This is a genomic window from Herbiconiux sp. UC225_62 (genome assembly GCF_042694625.1).
GTDB lineage: Bacteria > Actinomycetota > Actinomycetes > Actinomycetales > Microbacteriaceae > Herbiconiux.
Map to the genome: position 1 here is coordinate 3569196 of NZ_CP170551.1, position 17340 is coordinate 3586535.

At 71.3% G+C, this 17340-nt stretch carries 17 protein-coding genes; 9 read left to right on the top strand and 8 right to left on the bottom strand.

The window, feature by feature from the left end:
• Positions 1-42 precede the first annotated feature (42 nt).
• Positions 43-843 (top strand): class I SAM-dependent methyltransferase, encoded by an 801-nt coding sequence (locus ACFJGU_RS17435; protein ID WP_382305101.1) that lies wholly within the window; start codon positions 43-45, stop codon positions 841-843.
• 3 nt (positions 844-846) lie between these two features.
• On the opposite strand, the gene nhaA is transcribed toward ACFJGU_RS17435, so the two are convergent.
• Positions 847-2028 (bottom strand): Na+/H+ antiporter NhaA, encoded by a 1182-nt coding sequence (gene nhaA, locus ACFJGU_RS17440; protein ID WP_382305103.1) that lies wholly within the window; start codon positions 2026-2028, stop codon positions 847-849.
• Positions 2029-2184: 156 nt separating this feature from the next.
• Between nhaA and ACFJGU_RS17445 the strand changes: the two genes are divergently transcribed.
• Entirely contained in the window at positions 2185-3351 is a 1167-nt protein-coding gene (locus ACFJGU_RS17445) for an acyl-CoA dehydrogenase family protein (RefSeq protein WP_382305104.1), read from the top strand.
• A 54-nt stretch (positions 3352-3405) separates the two neighbouring features.
• Positions 3406-5571, top strand: a complete 2166-nt coding sequence (locus ACFJGU_RS17450; protein ID WP_382305106.1) for an acyltransferase family protein — start codon at positions 3406-3408, stop codon at positions 5569-5571.
• 52 nt (positions 5572-5623) lie between these two features.
• On the opposite strand, the gene ACFJGU_RS17455 is transcribed toward ACFJGU_RS17450, so the two are convergent.
• Complete coding sequence (locus ACFJGU_RS17455) at positions 5624-6379, bottom strand: SDR family oxidoreductase (protein ID WP_382305108.1); 756 nt, start codon at positions 6377-6379, stop codon at positions 5624-5626.
• A gap of 70 nt (positions 6380-6449) precedes the next feature.
• A complete protein-coding gene (locus ACFJGU_RS17460) occupies positions 6450-7205 on the bottom strand; it encodes a DnaJ family domain-containing protein (protein WP_382305110.1) in 756 nt (251 codons plus the stop codon).
• A 76-nt stretch (positions 7206-7281) separates the two neighbouring features.
• Here ACFJGU_RS17460 and ACFJGU_RS17465 point away from each other — a divergent pair, with 76 nt between their 5' ends.
• Positions 7282-7836 carry a GNAT family N-acetyltransferase gene (locus tag ACFJGU_RS17465; RefSeq protein ID WP_382305112.1) on the top strand — a complete coding sequence of 185 codons (555 nt, stop codon included), beginning with the start codon at positions 7282-7284 and terminating at the stop codon, positions 7834-7836.
• Positions 7837-7856: 20 nt separating this feature from the next.
• Here ACFJGU_RS17465 and ACFJGU_RS17470 read toward each other — a convergent pair whose 3' ends face one another.
• A complete protein-coding gene (locus ACFJGU_RS17470; protein ID WP_382305114.1) occupies positions 7857-9311 on the bottom strand; it encodes a flavin-containing monooxygenase in 1455 nt (484 codons plus the stop codon).
• A 144-nt stretch (positions 9312-9455) separates the two neighbouring features.
• Between ACFJGU_RS17470 and ACFJGU_RS17475 the strand changes: the two genes are divergently transcribed.
• Genes ACFJGU_RS17475 through ACFJGU_RS17485 form a run of 3 tightly spaced genes read left to right on the top strand, consistent with a single transcriptional unit; the run spans position 9456 to position 13032 of the window.
• Positions 9456-10619, top strand: coding sequence for an acyl-CoA dehydrogenase (locus ACFJGU_RS17475; RefSeq protein ID WP_382310424.1), 1164 nt, complete (start codon positions 9456-9458; stop codon positions 10617-10619).
• Complete coding sequence (locus ACFJGU_RS17480; protein ID WP_382305116.1) at positions 10616-12304, top strand: PIG-L family deacetylase; 1689 nt, start codon at positions 10616-10618, stop codon at positions 12302-12304. Before ACFJGU_RS17475 ends, ACFJGU_RS17480 begins: the two co-directional genes overlap by 4 nt.
• Positions 12301-13032 carry a glycosyltransferase gene (locus tag ACFJGU_RS17485; protein WP_382305118.1) on the top strand — a complete coding sequence of 244 codons (732 nt, stop codon included), beginning with the start codon at positions 12301-12303 and terminating at the stop codon, positions 13030-13032. The genes ACFJGU_RS17480 and ACFJGU_RS17485 overlap by 4 nt, the downstream gene beginning before the upstream one ends.
• Positions 13033-13151: 119 nt before the next feature.
• Here ACFJGU_RS17485 and ACFJGU_RS17490 read toward each other — a convergent pair whose 3' ends face one another.
• The 4 genes from ACFJGU_RS17490 to ACFJGU_RS17505 form a co-directional block, all read right to left on the bottom strand.
• Positions 13152-13613, bottom strand: coding sequence for an SRPBCC domain-containing protein (locus ACFJGU_RS17490; protein WP_382305120.1), 462 nt, complete (start codon positions 13611-13613; stop codon positions 13152-13154).
• Positions 13610-13954: an ArsR/SmtB family transcription factor gene (locus tag ACFJGU_RS17495; protein ID WP_382305122.1), complete on the bottom strand. Its 345-nt coding sequence runs from the start codon at positions 13952-13954 to the stop codon at positions 13610-13612. The genes ACFJGU_RS17490 and ACFJGU_RS17495 overlap by 4 nt, the downstream gene beginning before the upstream one ends.
• Positions 13955-14048: 94 nt before the next feature.
• The gene (locus ACFJGU_RS17500; protein ID WP_382305123.1) at positions 14049-15035 is read right to left on the bottom strand and encodes an adenosine deaminase; all 987 of its coding nucleotides are present in this window, start codon (positions 15033-15035) and stop codon (positions 14049-14051) included.
• Positions 15036-15092: 57 nt separating this feature from the next.
• Complete coding sequence (locus tag ACFJGU_RS17505) at positions 15093-16007, bottom strand: EamA family transporter (RefSeq protein ID WP_382305125.1); 915 nt, start codon at positions 16005-16007, stop codon at positions 15093-15095.
• A gap of 39 nt (positions 16008-16046) precedes the next feature.
• On the opposite strand from ACFJGU_RS17505, the gene ACFJGU_RS17510 reads away from it, so the two are divergent.
• Both ACFJGU_RS17510 and ACFJGU_RS17515 read left to right on the top strand, forming a co-directional pair.
• Positions 16047-16547 (top strand): MarR family winged helix-turn-helix transcriptional regulator, encoded by a 501-nt coding sequence (locus ACFJGU_RS17510; RefSeq protein ID WP_382305127.1) that lies wholly within the window; start codon positions 16047-16049, stop codon positions 16545-16547.
• 34 nt (positions 16548-16581) lie between these two features.
• Positions 16582-17319, top strand: a complete 738-nt coding sequence (locus ACFJGU_RS17515; protein WP_382305128.1) for an HpcH/HpaI aldolase/citrate lyase family protein — start codon at positions 16582-16584, stop codon at positions 17317-17319.
• The last annotated feature ends 21 nt before the right edge of the window (positions 17320-17340 follow it).

A 17340-nucleotide genomic window follows, 5' to 3' on the forward strand; every position in this document is an offset into this window, starting at 1 on the left:
CTGCTGCCATAATCGGGCGTAGCGGTGTGCGAGGAGGCGCGGATGTCGGACGACACGCATGAGGGCGGCGACAGCCACGCGCGGGCAGTCGTCGACGACGACGAGCACGGATGGTCGGCGGTGGCCACCGAGTGGGCCGGCCTCTGGGGCGGCTTCGCCGAACCCGTGCGACGCGTCCTGATCGCCGAGGCGAAGATCGGACCCGGAAGCCGTGTGCTCGACGTGGGGTGTGGCAGCGGTGAGTTCCTCGCCACGCTCGCCGGCGCCGGAGCGGTGGCCGCGGGAATCGACCCCGCACGCGGGATGGTGGGCGAGGCCAGGCGCCGGGCACCGCAGGCCGAGGTGCGGCTCGGAGGCGTGGACGACCTGCCCTGGGCCGACGTGTCGTTCGACGTCGTGACCGCAGTGAACGCGCTGCAGTTCGCCTACGACACCCTGGAGGCCCTCGGGGAGATGATCCGCGTGGCAGGGCCGGGAGGCCGGATCGCCGTGGCGAACTGGGCCGATCGGGCCCACAACGACATCGACACGGTGGAGATCGCGGTCGCGGCGGCCGACGGCGAGGAACCCCAGCCCGACGGCGATCTCCGCCTCGAAGGCGGGCTGGAGGAGCTCTTCCGCGACGCGGGACTGGAGGTGCTCTCGGCCGGGCTCGTCGAACTGCCGTGGGAGGCCGAGGACGACGACGCCCTCGTGCGGGGCGTGCTGCTCGGCGCTCCGCCGGAGGAGCGGCGCGCATCGGCCCCGGTCGTGCTCGCGGCGGCGCGTCCGTTCGTCCGCCCCGGGGGTGGGTACCGCCTGCTCAACGCCTTCCGGTACGTCGTGGGCCGGGTTCCCGACTAGGCCTCAGGCGCCGCGGAGCCGCTGCTCGGCGGCCAGGCGGAGCATCCGGAGCCGCTTGTACGAAGCGGCGAGCCGGGAGACCAGGATGGCCGCGACCACGATCGAAACGGCGGAACCCAGCAGCACCGCGAGAGTGCCCTCGTCGGCGACCTCCGGAGAATCCGCGAAGGCCAGCTCGTTCATCAGCAGCGAGACCGTGAAGCCCACCCCGCCGAGCGCGCCCGCCGTCACGAGCCCCTGGAAGGTCAGGTGCGGGCGGCGTTCGCGCGGGCCGACGAAGCGGGAGAGCCATCCGCCGATCGAGATGCCGATCAGCTTGCCGACGGGCAGCGCCACCAGGATGCCCCAGAACGGTGCGGCCAGCTGGTCGGGCGCGACGGCGGGGATCGCCACCAGGGCCGCTGAGAATGCGAACAGCGGCAGGATGACCCCGTTGGTGACGGGTTCGAGCGCGTGCCGCACGTGCAGGGCGGGCTTCCGCACCATCACGAGACCCAGCGCCACGCCCGCGATGGTCGCGTGCACGCCGGAGAGGTACACCAGCGACCAGGTGACCAACGCGACGATGACCAGGGCGACAGCCACGAGCATCCGGAACCGGGTGCCGAGCAGGCGGCTCAGCAATCCGAACACGGCGACGCCGACGGCGGCGAAGACGAGCATCAGGAGGTTTGGGTCGGCCGTGAAGAACACCGCGATGATGAGGATGGCCACGATGTCGTCGAGGATGGCGAGCGCCAGGATGAAGATGCGCAGCCGCGACGGGATGCCCTTGCCGAACACGGCGAGCACCCCCAACGCGAAGGCGATGTCGGTGGCGGTGGGGATCGGCCAGCCGCCCTCGTATCCGGAGCCGGCGGTGAAGGCGAGGTAGACGAGAGCCGGCACGATCACTCCGCCGAGGGCCGCGATGGCAGGCCGAACGGCCTTCGACACCGAGTTCAGCTGGCCCACCGTGAACTCGTTCTTCAGCTCCACCGCCACCACGAAGAAGAACACGGCGAGCAGGCCGTCGCTGATCCAGTGGCCGACCGACAGGTCGAGCGGGGTGCCCGGGATGGCGAGGTGGGCGTCCTGCAGCGCCATCAGTCCTGCACCGAGCGGGCTGTTCGCGGCGAGCAGGCCCAGGGCTGCGGCGGCGAGCAGCAGCACGGCGGCGACGCGCTCGGAACGGATGAGAGTCATGCGGGGTCCTTGCTGCCGCCCGGGCGGCTCGACGACGAGAGTGAGCGATCGTCGACCGCCCGCCGACCAGACTTCCCGGCGCACCGCTGCCCAGGTTACCGGTTTCGTGGCGCGCCCGGTGTAGAAAGAGCCGACGCCGAAAGCTAAGGACACCCCATGACCCTCCTCGTCGACACCGTCTTCGATCTGGACGCGCTGCTCACCGACGAGGAGCGCGACTGGCAGCGGCGGGCCCGCACCGTCGCCTCGGAGCGGATCCTGCCCGTGATCGAGGACGACTTCGAGAACGCCTTCTTCCGCCGGTCGCTGGTGCCTGAACTCGCGGCCGAGGGATTCCTCGGCATGCACCTGGAGGGGTACGGCTGCGCGGGCGCCGGAGCGGTGGCCTACGGATTGGTGTGCCACGAACTCGAGTCGGCCGACAGCGGGTGGCGCACTTTCGTGTCCGTGCAGGGCTCGCTCGCGATGTCGGCCCTGCACAAACACGGCTCCGAGGAGCAGAAGAGCGAGTGGCTTCCTCGGATGGCGCGGGGTGAGGCGATCGGATGCTTCGGGCTCACCGAACCCGCCGGCGGCAGCGATCCGGCGGCCATGACCACACGCGCCCGTCGCGACGGCGACGACTGGGTGCTCGACGGGGTGAAGCGCTGGATCGGCCTGGCCTCGATCGCCGACGTCGCCGTGATCTGGGCGAAGGATGCCGACGAGGTGGTGCGCGGCTTCGTGGTGCCGACCTCGACGCCGGGGTTCACGGCCACGCCGATCGGCGGCAAGCTCTCGATGCGCGCGTCGATCCAGTGCGACGTCGTCCTCGACGGTGTGCGGCTCCCGGCCACGGCGGTGCTGCCCGGTGCGCGCGGTCTCTCGGGGCCGTTCGCCTGCCTCAACGAGGCGCGGTACGGCATCGTCTGGGGAGCGATGGGCGCCGCGCGTTCGTGTCTCGAAGCGGCGCTCGGCCGCGCCCGGACGCGTGAGGTGTTCGGGGCTCCGATCGGGGCGCGGCAGCTCGTGCAGGCCAAGCTCGCCGACATGCTCGTCGAATACGAGAAGGGAATGCTGCTCGCCCTGCATCTCGGGCGCCTGAAAGAGAACGGCACGCTGACGCCCGCGCAGATCAGCGTCGGCAAACTCAACAGTGTGCGCGAGGCGCTGACAATAGCCCGCGAGGCCCGCGCGCTGCTCGGCGGGGACGGGGTCACGAGCGAGTTCCCCGTGATGCGCCACCTCGCGAACCTCGAGTCGGTGCGCACCTACGAGGGAACCGACGAGATCCACCAACTCGTGCTGGGCCGGGCATTGACGGGGCTCGCCGCCTTCAGCTGAGCTCGCCCACGCGCTGCACCGCGCCGTCGTCTACGAGCAGTAGGATCGTGGCCGATGAGTTCTCCTGAGCCGCCTGCGCGACCCGTGTTCCGAGCCGATGTGCAGGGCCTCCGGGCCGTCGCCGTCGTCGCTGTCATCCTCAACCACGTCATCGGCTGGCCCGCCGGCGGCTTCGCCGGAGTCGACGTGTTCTTCGTCATCTCCGGCTTCCTGATCACCGGACTCCTCCTCCGTGATCGCGAGGAGCACGGGCGTGTCTCGCTGCGCACCTTCTACGCGAAACGGATGCGCCGCATCCTGCCCGCCGCCGTCACCGTGCTCGTCGCGACATCCGTCGCCGCGTATTTCCTGTTCAACCGGCCGCGGGCGGTCTCCACGTGGTGGGACGCCGTGTCGTCGCTCTTCTTCGTGTCGAACTGGCGGTTCGCGGCGGAGGGGACCGACTATTTCCACGCCACGGATGCGGTCTCGCCGCTGCAGCACTTCTGGTCGCTCTCGGTGGAGGAGCAGTTCTACCTGGTGTGGCCGTGGCTGATGCTGCTCGTGCTGGCGGTGGCCGCCCGATCGGTGCGCGCCTCCGGAACGCGGGTGCGGATCGCTGTGGGCGTGGCCCTCGCCGTGATCGTGGCGGCGTCGTTCACGTACGCCCTCTGGGAGACGGCGACGAGCCCGGCTCCCGCCTACTTCTCGACACTGTCGCGGGTGTGGGAGCTCGGTGTCGGTGCGCTGCTGGCCGCGGCGGCGCCCGCCCTCGCCCGACTGCCGTCAGCCCTGCGGGTGCTGGGCGGCTGGATCGGGCTCGCGGGCATCCTGGCGTCGTTCTTCGTGATCTCGGCCGACACCCCGTTCCCCGGTCCGTGGGCCGCGTTCCCGGTGCTCGCGACCGCGCTGGTCATCGCGGCAGGCGTCGGCGGCCGGCAGCGGCATCTGCTGCCGCTGGTGAATCCGGTGAGCGTGTTCTTCGGGAACCTGTCGTATTCGCTCTACCTCTGGCATTTCCCGATCCTGGTGTTCCTGCTCGTGCTGATGCCGGAGCAGACGACGACCGTGACGTTGATCATCCTGGGCCTCACCCTCGCCGTGTCGTTGGTGTCGTACTTCCTGATCGAGCAGCCCCTGCACCGCTCGCCCTGGCTGGCCGGGCGCTCCGCCGGCGACCGGGAATCCCGCCGCGAGGCGTGGCAGGGTTGGCGGGAACGGTTCGGCGCGCAGTTCATCCTGTCGTCGCTCGGGCTCGTGGTGATCGTGGTGGCGGTGGTCGTGAGCGCCCAGGTGACGCTGCGCGGCGGGCCGTCGGCGGCACCCGCTCCGGGCGAGCCGGTCGCCGCCGCGCCTGAGGACGGCTCCGGGTCGGGGGACGGCGCGCAGCCGGCGACGAACCCCGAGGACGAGCTCCAGGCGCAGCTGGCGTCGGCGGCCGCCGCGACGTCCTGGCCCGGCGACCTCTCGCCCTCCCTCGACGACGCGATCGCCACCGGGTCGGGTTCCAACCCCGCGCGCGCCTGCTTCGACATCGGTGCGACGCCCGACTTCGGCTCGTGCACCTGGGGGAGTGGTGACGCCCCGAACCATCTGTACCTGGTGGGCGACTCCGAGGCGCTCTCCTATGCCCCCGCGTTCAAGGCGCTGGCCGAGTCGAGCGACGGGCGATGGAAGATCACGACCGTGGGTCTCTACGGGTGCCGCTTCACCGACGTCCTGATCCAGAACGACGGCGCGGGCGTGATGGATGCCTGCCAGCAGCGCAAACAGGATGTCGCGTCCCGCATCACGGCCGACGCCCCGCAGCTCGTCGTGGTGGCCAATGCGTACGCGCTCGGCAAGGCGAGCGACGGGCGCCCGTTGTCGACGGCGGACATCGTGGCGTCGACGGTCGCCGAGGCCGCGAAGTACGGCGCCTCCGGACGCCTGGTGTACCTCGCACCGCCGCCCCTCGGTGCTTCCCTCGGGCAGTGCTACTCGCCGGCGACCAGCCCGCAGAACTGCAACGTCGGCATCGATCAGGCCTGGCAGGACTTCCAGGCCGCGACCTCGGCGGCCGCAGCGGCGAGCGGTGACCACGTGATCAGCTCGCTGCCCTTCAGCTGCGTGAACGGGGTCTGCCCGGCCTTCGCCGGCACGCTGCCCACCAAGTACGACACGGTGCACCTCACGCCGCAGTTCGCGGCGACGCTGGCGCCGTCACTCCGCTGGGAACTGGCGGCACAGGGTCTGTACTGAGTCCCACATCCGGCCCGGGCGACGTACAGGCGCCGCCCGAACCGACCGGGTGCTAAACCGGAGGGGTGTTGAGAGGGAACCAGTCGGCGTACTTCTGCTCGGATCGAGCGGCGTCGTCGCCGGGGAGCAGCGTGCGCTCGCCCAGCAGGGCGCCGAAGTAGCGGGCATCGGGATCGGCGACGACCTCGCGGGTGTCGCCACGGAGGGCGAGTCCGGTGCGGATGAGGTCGTCGAGCCCGAAGACCTCCGGACCGGCGACCTCGTGGATGCCCTCGACGGGCTCGCCCACGGCGACGCGACCGACCTCGGCGGCGACGTCTTCACCGGCGATGGGCTGGATGAGCGCGTGCGAGAGGTGCACGACGCCGTCGACGGTCGCCGCGTCGGCGATGCTCTTCACGAACTCGAAGAACTGCGTGGCGTGCACGATCGAGTATGGGAGTCCCGACTCGGTGATCAACTTCTCCTGCGCGATCTTGGCGCGGAAGTAGGCGCTCTCGGAGAGACGGTCGGTGCCCACCACCGAAAGGGCGACATAGTGCTTCACGCCCGCGGCACGGGCGGCGGCGACGAGGTTCATGGTGGAGGTGGTGAAGAAGTCGAGCACCGCCTTCTCCTCGAACGAGGGCGAGTTCGAGACGTCGACCACGACATCGGCGCCGGCGAGCACCTCGGCCACGCCCTCGCCGGTGAGGGTGTTCACGCCCGAGTTGGGGGAGGCGGGAACGGCCTCGTGCCCGTGCTCGGTGAGCTTTGCGACGAGCTTGGACCCGATGAGCCCGGTTCCTCCGATGACGACGATCTTCATGGTCTTCCTCTTCCGTTTTCCGTTGTTGTCCGTCTCGTGCACCGCCGCGGTCATCCACGGCCGTCCCGAGCTAGGACCGGGGGCGAGGAGGTTCTGTGACGGACCGATCGGAGTTCGTGGTGCCGGGTCGCCCGGCAGTGGCGGCTCGTGCGGCGGTGCGCTCGGCGCGGCGCGCGGCACGGCGCTCCCGCCAGGTCATCGCCGCCCGGGCGGCTTCCTCCCGAGCGCGCTCCTCGTCCCGGGCTCGGCGGCGGGCCTCCCGGCGTTCGCGCCACCGCTCCACTTCGGCGTCGACGTCGCGCGTCGCGGTGATCACGGGTGGTCCGCCCTGCAGCTGCCGCCGGGCCTCGACGACCCGGCGGTTGAAGTCGGTCAGCAGCTCGCGCACCGCGCGTTCGGAGCCGGCTTCGTCGATCCGTTCGTCGAGGGCGGCGTCCTCCGTCCGGAGCGTCAGTGCGGGCGGCCCGAGTCCGGTGAGGCGTTCGCGTTCGATCTTGCGGCGGATCCACCAGTTCGGATCGTAGGTCTCGGTGAGATGGGTGAGCGGCTTGCCCGCGCCGGGGAGGTCGTCGAAGTCGCCGCGGCGCATGGCCTGCCTGATCTGGATCTCGACGAACTGGGCGCGCTGCTCCATCGTCGGGGCGCCGGCGTCGTGCGTCTCGTCGTCGCGCTGCGCGTCCGCGGTTCCACCCGCGTCGGCGGCGGTGTCGGCAGCGGGCTCCGTGTCGGCAGCGGTCTCCGTGTCGGCGTCGAGCTCCCGCGAGAGCCGGTCGACCTGGTACCGGGCGGCGTTCACCCGCGAATCGCTCCGCATCCGATCGTCCACGCCTTCCAGCCTAAATTCCGTGCGGGCATCCGTCGACCCGCACCCGTCCCGGGGACGGGTCGTCTAGCCTGGAGCGGTGGTGGAAGTCGTCGTGCCCCCGTTGAGAGTCGGTGCCGGAGTCGTGCTGCGGATGCTCCGGGCCGACGACGCGGGACGCCTGGCCGATGCCTACCTGCACAACCGCGAGCACCTCGCGCACTGGGACCCGGTGCGCCCCGCCTCGTTCTTCACTGAGCCGGGCCAGGCCACCGAGATCGACGGGGCGCTGCAGGCCTGCCTCGCCGGCCTGATGCTGCCCCTGGTGCTCGAGAGCGATGGGGAGATCGTGGGGCGGGTCACTCTCACGGGCATCGTGCGCGGAGCGCTGCAGGGCGCGAGCCTGGGCTACTGGATCGACGCGCGGTTCGTCGGCCGGGGCGTGATGAGCGCGGCAGTCGCCGAGGCGATCCGGTTGGCGCGCGAGGAGTTGGCGTTGCATCGCGTCGAGGCGTCGACCCTGCCCGAGAACGCCGCCTCGCAGGCGGTGCTGCTCCGGAACGGATTCGAGCGGATCGGCTACGCACCGCACTACCTCAAGATCGCGGGCCGCTGGCAGGACCACGTGCTCTACCAGCGCATCCTGCACGACTGAGCCGCCGGAGTCCGCGCCGTTCAGGGGGCGAAGACGTACTCGGCGGGGTCGAAATGCCGCAGGGCGCGACCGAAGGCCACGGCCGTGCCGGGCCAGACCGTCGTGTTCACCCCGCCGGCGTCGAGGTAGAAGCTGGTGCAGCCGCCGACGCTCCAGACCGCCTTGCCCAGTCGTCGGCGAAGCCGTGCGGTGTAGCGCGCCTGCGCCTCCGCTCGCGGTTCGAGAGAGCGCGTACCCTCGCGATCGAGCGCTTGAACGGCCTGCAGTACGTAGCCGATCTGCTGCTCGATGACGTAGACCATGCTGTTGTGCCCGAACACCGTGTTCGGTCCGATGAGCAGGAAGAAGTTCGGGAACCCGGCCACCGTCGTGCCGCGCAGTGCCGCCATGTGCGGCGACCAGCGATCGGCCAGCAGCACCCCGTCACGCCCGCGGATGCGCGCGGCGACAGGCGGACGGGTCGCGTTGAATCCGGTGCCCGCGACGAGCACGTCGGCACGGTGCCTCACGCCGTCGGCGGTCACCACCTGGTCGCCCTCGACCGCGACGATGGGCGAGGTCACCAGATCGACGTTCGGTCGGGCGACGGCTGGGTAGTAGGCGCTGGACAGGAGGATGCGCTTGCAGCCGATGCGGAAACGGGGCGTGAGGCGGTCGCGGAGGCCCGCATCCGGAACCTGTCGCGCCAGGTTGCGCAGCGACATCCGTTCCACCACGCGCCCGATCGGGGCGAAGCGGAACCCGGCGAATTGGGCGTCGGTGCGCCCGAAGATGAACCGCCGGGCCGCCCGCTGCAAGGGGGGGTACCGCTCGAACCAGCGCCGGCGCCGGGCGGACGTGCGCGTGTTGCGGCGGGGGAGCACCCAGAGCGCCGAGCGCTGGTAGACCGTGACGTGGTCCGCGATCTTCTGCAGCTCGGGAACGAATTGGATGGCCGAGGCGCCGGTGCCGATCACCGCGACGTCGGCTCCCGACAGCTCCACATCGTGCCGCCACGCGGCCGAGTGGAAGCGCGGGCCGGCGAAGGAGTCGAGGCCCGGGATGTCGGGCCAGGCGGCCTCGACGAGTGGCCCGGCGCCGCTCACCAGAACGCTCGCTTCGATCGCGCCGCCGCCCGTCTCGAGCCGCCAGACGCGGCCTGCCTCGTCCCACGAGGCGGAGAGCAGTTCGGTGCCGCACCGCAGCCGAGGCGCGAGATCGAAGCGGCGCACCACGTCGTGCAGGTACTCGAGGATCTCGGGCTGCGGCGAGTAGGCCCTCGTCCAGGCGGGGTTCGGCGCGAAGCTGAAGGAGTAGAGGTCGCTGCGGATGTCGCACTGCGCCCCGGGGTAGGTGTTCTCGCGCCACACGCCCCCGACGTCGGCGGCCCGCTCCAGCACCACGAAGTCGTCGATGCCGTGCCGTCGCAGCTGCGCGGCCATCCCGAGCCCCGCGAAGCCCGCGCCGATGACGGCGATCCGCACCTGCTCGGTCATCCCGCCTCCCGCTCGTCGTCTGTCGTCGGGCTCCACGTGGCGGTCCGCGTGGTGCTCCGCGGCGAACATCCCACCACGGCCGCGCGGTGTCAAGAGGGTCGATGCTCGGCCGCAAGGGGTTGGGGGAGGGCGACGACCGTGCCCATGATGAAAGGGATGAACGGGAGCGGGATGTCGGACGGTGTGACCCTCGAAGGCGGCTCCTGGTGGGAGCCGGCCGATGCGCGACTCGACGACCGCTACGAGGAGGCTCTCGCGGCGGCCGGCGACGTCGGTGCGGCACTCGACCTCGCGCGGCGCCTCGGGGAGTCGGTGCCGCGACCCGGGAGCGGCGAGACGGTCCGGTACTTCGAGACCCTGGCGACGCTGGCGGCGGCCGATGTGACCGTGGCCCGGGTCGTGGAACCGCACCTGGATGCCCTGGCGATCCTGGACGAGTGCCCGGTTCCAGTGGACCTGGCAGCCGTCGGTGCCGGTTCGGACAGCACCTGGGGCGTGTTCGCCGCGGAGGGTCCGGGCGTGCGGCTCGAGGCCACGGCGATCGAGGAGGCCGGCGAGGAAACCTGGCTGCTCGACGGCACGAAGCCGTGGTGTTCGCTCGCCGGGGTGCTGAGCCACGCGCTGGTCACCGCGCACGTGGGAGCGGAGCGCCGGCTGTTCGCCGTGGCTTTGAGGCAGCCCGGCGTCACCGCGCACGCGGAGGCGTGGGTGGCGCGCGGGTTCCCGGATGTGCCGAGCGGGCCGACGGACTTCTCCCAGGTTGCCGCGGTGCCCGTGGGCGACCCCGGCTGGTACCTCGCGCGGCCCGGCTTCGAGTGGGGCGGTATCGGGGTGGCGGCCTGCTGGTTCGGCAGTGCGGTCGGTGTCGCGCGGCGGGTCATCGACGCGGCGTCCAAACGCGACGACGACCTCTCCGCCCTGCACGCCGGCCGGGCCGCGACCGCCCTGGCATCCGCGCACGCGGTACTCGCGTCGGCAGCCCGCACGATCGACCGCTCGGATTCGGATGTCGCTGAGCGCGGAGCCGCCGCGGGCGCACCCCGCGCTGTCGGAATCGCCATTTGTTCTGGCGACGCTTCGCGGGACGCGCGAGAGCGGGCGCTGCTCGCTCAGGTCTGTCGTTCCGTGGTTCGCCGAGTCTGCGACGACGTGCTGCGCGAAGCGGCTCACGCGCTGGGCCCGGCACCCTTGGCACTGGACGCGGCCTACGCGGCCCGCGTGGCCGACCTGTCGCTCTACCTTCTCCAAGACCACGGCGACCGCGACGAGGCCCGCACCGGCCGGATGCTCGTCGAGGCGCTCCGATGACGGCCGCCACCTTCTCGCACCGCGACGACGGCACTCCCGAAGCGGAGTGGCAGCGCGCGTTCGCCGAGCGGATGCCGCAGCCGCCCGAATGGGAATCGTCCTTCTTCGAGGATCTCGGCCACCTGATCGTGGTGGCCGCGCATCCCGACGACGAGACGCTCGGCGCGGCCGGTCTGCTCGCCCGGGCCGGGGCATCCGGAGTGCGCGTGACGGTCATCGTCGCGACCTCGGGGGAGGGCTCGCACCCGGGCGCGGTCGACGGACGGATGCTCGCCCGCCGGCGTGAGGACGAGACGCGGTCGGCCGTGGCCGAGGTCGACGCGGGCGCCACCGTGCACTTCCTCCGATTGCCCGACGGCGGATTGTCCGAGCACCGCTTCGCCCTTGCACAGGCCATCGCCGACACGGTCGGTCCGACTGCGATGGCCGCAACGGCACATCCCGCCGCCGGGGACGAAGTCGAGTCTGCGACGGATCGGTCGCGCCTCCCCGACGCGGCTGCGAACGCAGGGCCCAGTGCCGCGGTCGAATTCGGCCTTGGCACCGCGGGGGCGGGCCGTCCGGGCCGCCTCGGGCGGCACTCTGTCGAGCGGCCCACAGACGCGCGCGACGACCGGCGCGGCGCGACCGTGATCGTGGCGCCGTGGGCGGGCGACCGGCATCCCGACCACGCGGCCGCCGCGCGTGCGGCGCGCGATGCCGCGGAGGCCGGCGGACTCGAGCTGCTCGAGTACCCGATCTGGCTGTGGCACTGGGCTCGGCCCGACGACCCGGACGTTCCGTGGTCGGAGTTCCGCACCCTCACCCTCGACGAAACGCACCGCGCCGCGAAAGCTCGTGCCGTGGCCGCCCACGTCAGCCAGGTGCTCTCGCTGGGAGACACACCTGGCGAGGAAGCGCTCCTGCACCCCGGCATGCTCGCCCACTTCGCCCGCCCCTTCGAGGCCTTCGTCGTGTCCCGCCCAGCCGCCGAAGACATCCCCGAATCGCCAGAATCTGCCGCTATCGGGGAGCCGATACCGACGAGATCCGGCGACTCGGCGCCGGCGCGGTCCGTCGCGCCCACCGTGCTGCACGATGACGGGGTCGCGGCGGAGTACTTCGACGAACTGCACCGGGGCGCGGAGGATCCGTGGGGGTTCGAGTCGCGGTGGTACGAGGAGCGCAAACGCGCCGTGCTGCTCGCCTCGCTGCCGGATCGTCGCTATGGCGAGGTGCTGGAGGTGGGATCGTCGACCGGCGTGCTCTCCCGCGCCCTGGCCGGGCGCACATCCGATCGCCTCGTCGGCGTCGACGTCTCCGAGGTCGCCACCGAGCGTGCTCGTGCGCGTAACGCCGATGTGCCCGTCGCGACCTTCGAGCGGATGCACGTGCCCGCCGAATGGCCGTCGGGAACGTTCGATCTCGTCGTGGTGTCCGAGGTGGGCTACTACCTCGACCCGCCGGATCTCACCGGCCTGATCGAACGCATCCTCGGCTCGCTCACCCCGCTCGGCGCCGTGATCCTCTGCCATTGGCGGCATCCGGTGGCGGGACGGGCGATCGACGGCGACGGCGTACACGCGGTCTTCGCCGATCGGCCCGAGTTCACGCGCCTCGCCCGCCACCTCGAGGAGGATTTTGTGCTCGATGTGCTCGTGCGTGCACCCGGCGAATCGGTGGCGCGGCGGGAGCGGATCGTATGATCCGCTCGATCGGCGTGGTGATGCCGGCACGTGACGAAGAGGTGCTCCTTCCGGGCGCGGTGGCGGCGGTGCTCGCCGCCCGCGCCGAACTCGTGCGGCGCGAACCGGAGTGGGCGGAGCCCGGACGGGTGCGCATCGTCGTGCTGCTGGATGCCTGCACCGACGGCTCGCTCGCCGTCGCCCGCTCCTTCGGGTCGGCGATCGAGGTGCTCGAACTGGATGCCGCCAACGTGGGCCGGGCGCGCGCGGCCGGTGTCGACCACGTCATCAGCAGGTCTGGCGAGCCCGGGGCCTGCCGCGATGCCGGCTCCACCGACGCGCGTCCCGGCCTGTGGATCTGCACCACCGACGCCGACACCGTGGTGCCCGATCACTGGCTGCTCGACCACCTGCAGGCCGCCCGCGACGGCGCCGAGCTGGCGGTCGGCCGCGTCGTGCCACGGGCGGCTGACATGGACCCGGCCCTGCTCGCCGCGTGGCGACGCGAGCACGAGGGTGCCGGCCGGCACGTGTACGGCGCCAATCTCGGCATCCGGGCCGACGTCTACCGAGCCGTCGGCGGATTCTCGTCGCTCCGCGTGGGGGAGGACGTCGAGCTGGTGCGGGCCGCCGAGGAACGCGGGGCGGTCGTGCTCGACCTGCCCTTCTCGGTGGTGCAGACCTCGGGACGTCGCGAGGGACGCACGCCCGGCGGCTTCGCCGGCTACCTCCGCACCCTCGCCGACTAGGCGCGGTCGCGCGTCATCCCGCCACGGCGGTCTGATCCGCCCCCTCGCCGAGTAGCTGCGGTCGCGTCATCCCGCCACTGCGATTTCATCCGCACCCTCGCCGAGCAGCTGCGGTCGCGTCATCCCGCGACCGCGGTCTGCCCGAGGTGCTGCGCCAGTTCGTCGAGCGCGCTGTTCCAGCCGTCATAGAAGCTGCCGTCACCGATCATCCCGTCCACACCGCGGATGTCGAAGGTGAGCCGGGTCAGTTCGCCGAGCGACTCGATGGTGACGGTGACGACCGGCTGGTCGTCGGAATCGTCGTCGGGCGAGCCCCAGGTGAACACGAGCCGCTCGTTCTGCACCAGCTCGCGGTAGACACCGCCCGTGGGGTACTCCTCGCCGCTCTCGTCGTGCACCATCGTGTAGGTGTAGCGGCCGCCCACCCGGGCGTCGACGCTCACGCTCTCGCGCGGCGTGTGCATGCCGGCCGGATGCCACCACTCGGCCACCTCGTCGGGATCGGTCCAGGCCCGCCAGATCGCCTCCGGCGTCGCGTCGTACTGTCGCACCAGCGTGAATCCCTTGTTCGTGTCGATCATCGTGCTCCCTCTCGTCGTGACTGGTGGTTCATCAGGTGGTCGCCCAGGAAATCGAGGCGTTCGTTCCACTCGGCACGGTGCTGCTCCACCCAGGCCCGCGCGTCGTCGAGTCCGGCCTCGCGGATGCTGCATTCGCGCCATTGCGCGTTGACGGTGCGCACGATGAGTCCGGCGCCCTCGAGCACAGCGAGGTGCTGCGAGATGGCCGGGCGGCTCATCGAGTAGTTCGCCGCCAGTTCGCCGACGGTGATCGGACCGGTGCGCAACCGCGTCAGGATGTCTCGCCGCGTCGGATCGGCCAGCGCGCCGAACACGAGGCTGAGTTCATCCGTGGCAGGCATGTAAGCAAATCCTTACGTAAGTGGACGGTTACACGATACGCCTGTGCCTTCCGGGTGTCCAGACCTGGCGGTAATAGAGCCTCGCGCCCCCGAACTACCGCCGCTGCAGCAGTTCCCGCTTGCGAGCCTCGGGAAGGAAGGACGCCTCGACGGAGTTGCGGGCGAACAGCTCCAGCTCGGCATCGCCCAACCCGAACGCGCCGCGGATCGCCCGCAGGTTGTCGTCGAGGTAGCCGCCGAAATAGGCGGGGTCGTCGGAGTTGATGGTGACGAGGATGCCGGCGTCGAGCATTCGGCGCAGGGGGAACTCGGCGATCGACGGGATGACACGCAACCGCACGTTCGAGAGGGGGCAGAGGGTGAGCGGGATGCGGTCCGCGGCCAGGCGGGCGACGAGCGCCGCATCGTCGAGAGCTCGGTTGCCGTGGTCGACGCGTTCCACCCCGAGCACGTCGAGGGCCTCCCAGACGTAGGACGCCGGACCTTCCTCGCCGGCGTGGGCCACCGCGTGCAGCCCGGCCTCGCGCGCCCGGTCGAACACCGAGCGGAACAGCGACGGGGGGTAGCCGACCTCGGCCGAGTCGAGGCCGATGCCCTCGATGGCGAAGCCGCTCTCGAGTACGCGGTCGAGCATCCGTTCAGCCGAGTCGACCGGCTGGTCGCGCAGCACGCAGACGATGATCGACGCGGTGATGCCGGTCTCGGCGCCCACCGCCGCGATGGCGCGGTGCAGCCCGGCCAGCACGACGGACTCCGGGATGCCGCGAACCGAGTGCGCCTGCGGATCGACGAACATCTCGGCGTGCACCACCCCTGCCGCACTGGCGCGCCGCAGGTAGGCCGCACCGAGGGCCTCGAAGTCGTCTTCGGTCTGCAGCACCTGCATGTTGGCGTAGTAGAGGTCGAGGAATGACTGCAGGTCGCTGAAGTCATAGCGCGCGGCCAGTTCGGCTTCGTTGGCGTAGGGGAGGGTGATGCCCTTCGCCGCGGCGAGCTCGAAGATGGTGGCGGGCTCGAGGGTGCCCTCGATGTGCACGTGCAACTCGCAGAACGGCAGGCGGGGGATGGTCGTGTCGGTCATGAGCTCCTCAGTCACCGAAATCGTAGCGCTGCACCGAACTTCTTGCCCCCAAACGCCCTATTCTGCGCGTTTTGGGGCCTTTAGGGGCAAGAATTTCGCGGGAGGGGGAAGGGGAGGGGGAGCGGGGCGCGGGGTGCGCTGGGCGAGGAGGACGCCGGCGAGTACGAGGGCGGTGCCGAGAGCCTGGGGGAGACCGAAGGTCTCGCCGGCCACGAGGGTGCCGAGGAGCACGCCGGTGACGGGGTTGAGTAGCCCCACGACGCCGACGGTTCCGGCGGGTAGATGTCGGAGCCCGGTGAACCAGCACACGAAGGCCAGCGCGGTCGCGATCACCGCCACGTAGGCGAAGGCCGCGACGGCGGCCGGGTCGAGCGCGGGAACGCCTCCCTCCACGATGAGGGCGAAAGGCAGCACGAGGAGACCGCCGGCGATCAGCTGCCAGGAGGTCACCGCGAGGATCGGCTGCCCGCCCGCCCACTTCTTCGTGAGCACGAATCCGACCGAGGACATCAGCATCGCGGCGAGCGAGGCGACGACGCCGAGCGGGTCGATCGCTGCCGTGCCGTCGAAGAGCATGAGGCAGACCCCCGCGAACCCGGCGACGGCGCCCAGCACGGAGAGCCAGTGCGGCCGCTCGGCGAGCAGCGGCCAGGCCAGGAGCAGGAGCACGCCCGCCGACGTCGCCATGACGGTGGAGGCGACGCTCGAGGGCAACAGCTGCGACGCGAGGTACACCAGCACGAAGAAGGCGCCCACGTTGAGTGCGCCGAGCACGAGCGACTTCCACCACCACTCTCCACGCGGCCTCCGCCGGGCGATCAGGAGCACCAGGATGCCGGCGGGCAGGGCCCGGAGCACGGCGCCCCAGAGCGGCGAGTCCATGGGCAGGAACTGGCGCGTCACGAAGTAGTTCGAGCCCCAGGCGATCGGCGCGATCGCCGTGACGAGTAGCCAGCGCCATTTCGCTTCCATGGAAGCTACTATAGCTTCCGGGGAAGCTATAGTGAACGCATGGCTGCAGAACTCGACCGGGTGGCGCGAATCCAGGCGGAATGGCGCCGGGAGCGGCCCGACCTCGACGTGGCTCCGCAGGGTGTCATCGGGCGACTGCACCGATTGGCGGCGCAGCTCACCGGTTCGCTCGTCGAGGTCTACCGGGAGTTCGGCCTCGGTGAGGGCGAGTTCGACGTGCTCGCCACCCTGCGCCGGGCCGGTGCGCCTTTCGAACGGGCGCCGGGCGAACTGGCCGAGCACACGATGGTGACGACGGGGGCGATGACCAAGCGGATCGACCGGCTCGCCGAGGCCGGGCTGGTGGTTCGTCGCGCGGCCGAGAACGACGGCCGCCGTCGCGTCGTGGCGCTCACGCCTCGGGGGCTCGCCCTCATCGACGCGGCGTTCACGGCCCACATGGCCAACGAGCACCGCCTGCTCGAGCCCCTCTCGGAGGCCGACCGCACGGCACTCGAGGGCATCCTCACGCGCTGGCTCGCGGCATCCGGAACGGACTGAGTCGGGGCCGGGCCGAGGACGGCACAATGGAGGCATGGGCGACACGACGGACTGGACGAAACCGAGCACCGGCCTCTGGGCGACCCTCGGGCATCCGCACACGGCGGCCGCGATGGCGGTGGACGGAATCGACTGGATCTGTCTCGACGCCCAGCACGGACGATTCGACGACGCTGCGATGCTCGACGCGCTCGACCACCTCCGACTCCGGCGCACACGGGTGCTGGTGCGGGTACTGGCGGCGCGCGACGACGTGATCGGCCGAGCACTCGACGGAGGTGCCGACGGGGTGATCGTGCCCCTGGTGTCGAGCGCAGCGGAGGCGGGCGAGTCTGTCGCGGCGGCGTTCTACCCGCCGATCGGGCGACGCAGCTGGGGACCGATGATCGATCCTGCGCCGAATCCGGCGCAAGCGAACGAACACGTGCTCTGCGCCGTGATGGTGGAGACGGCGGAGGCTCTCGACCGGGTGGAGGAGATCGCCGCCACGCCTCACCTCGGCATGATCTTCGTGGGTCCGTTCGACCTCTCGCTCGCGCTCGGCCTCGACTTGGAGGAGATGATCGACGACCTCGACACGAACAGCCCGCTGCAGCGTGTCGTGCGGGCCTGCCGGTCGGCCGGCATCGCCGCCGGGGTGTTCGCGGGAGCGCCCGAGCGGGCGAGTCGCCTGCGGCGGCACGGCTTCGACGCGGTGTCGATCTCGACCGACGCCCGCGTGCTGGCCGACGGCGCTGCTGCTGCGGTCAGCGCCGCCGGCCCGCGCGGATGATCGGTCCGCGGATCCGCGGTT

Coding starts and splice junctions, on each gene's coding strand:
- ACFJGU_RS17435 (WP_382305101.1), top strand. CDS start 43: ATGTCGGACGACACGCATGAGGGCGGCGACAGCCACGCGCGGGCAGTC.
- ACFJGU_RS17510 (WP_382305127.1), top strand. CDS start 16,047: ATGGCTGCAGAACTCGACCGGGTGGCGCGAATCCAGGCGGAATGGCGC.
- ACFJGU_RS17480 (WP_382305116.1), top strand. CDS start 10,616: ATGACGGCCGCCACCTTCTCGCACCGCGACGACGGCACTCCCGAAGCG.
- ACFJGU_RS17515 (WP_382305128.1), top strand. CDS start 16,582: ATGGGCGACACGACGGACTGGACGAAACCGAGCACCGGCCTCTGGGCG.
- ACFJGU_RS17500 (WP_382305123.1), bottom strand. CDS start 15,035: ATGACCGACACGACCATCCCCCGCCTGCCGTTCTGCGAGTTGCACGTG.
- ACFJGU_RS17470 (WP_382305114.1), bottom strand. CDS start 9,311: ATGACCGAGCAGGTGCGGATCGCCGTCATCGGCGCGGGCTTCGCGGGG.
- ACFJGU_RS17475 (WP_382310424.1), top strand. CDS start 9,456: ATGATGAAAGGGATGAACGGGAGCGGGATGTCGGACGGTGTGACCCTC.
- ACFJGU_RS17450 (WP_382305106.1), top strand. CDS start 3,406: ATGAGTTCTCCTGAGCCGCCTGCGCGACCCGTGTTCCGAGCCGATGTG.
- ACFJGU_RS17505 (WP_382305125.1), bottom strand. CDS start 16,007: ATGGAAGCGAAATGGCGCTGGCTACTCGTCACGGCGATCGCGCCGATC.
- ACFJGU_RS17485 (WP_382305118.1), top strand. CDS start 12,301: ATGATCCGCTCGATCGGCGTGGTGATGCCGGCACGTGACGAAGAGGTG.
- nhaA (WP_382305103.1), bottom strand. CDS start 2,028: ATGACTCTCATCCGTTCCGAGCGCGTCGCCGCCGTGCTGCTGCTCGCC.
- ACFJGU_RS17495 (WP_382305122.1), bottom strand. CDS start 13,954: ATGCCTGCCACGGATGAACTCAGCCTCGTGTTCGGCGCGCTGGCCGAT.
- ACFJGU_RS17445 (WP_382305104.1), top strand. CDS start 2,185: ATGACCCTCCTCGTCGACACCGTCTTCGATCTGGACGCGCTGCTCACC.
- ACFJGU_RS17455 (WP_382305108.1), bottom strand. CDS start 6,379: ATGAAGATCGTCGTCATCGGAGGAACCGGGCTCATCGGGTCCAAGCTC.
- ACFJGU_RS17490 (WP_382305120.1), bottom strand. CDS start 13,613: ATGATCGACACGAACAAGGGATTCACGCTGGTGCGACAGTACGACGCG.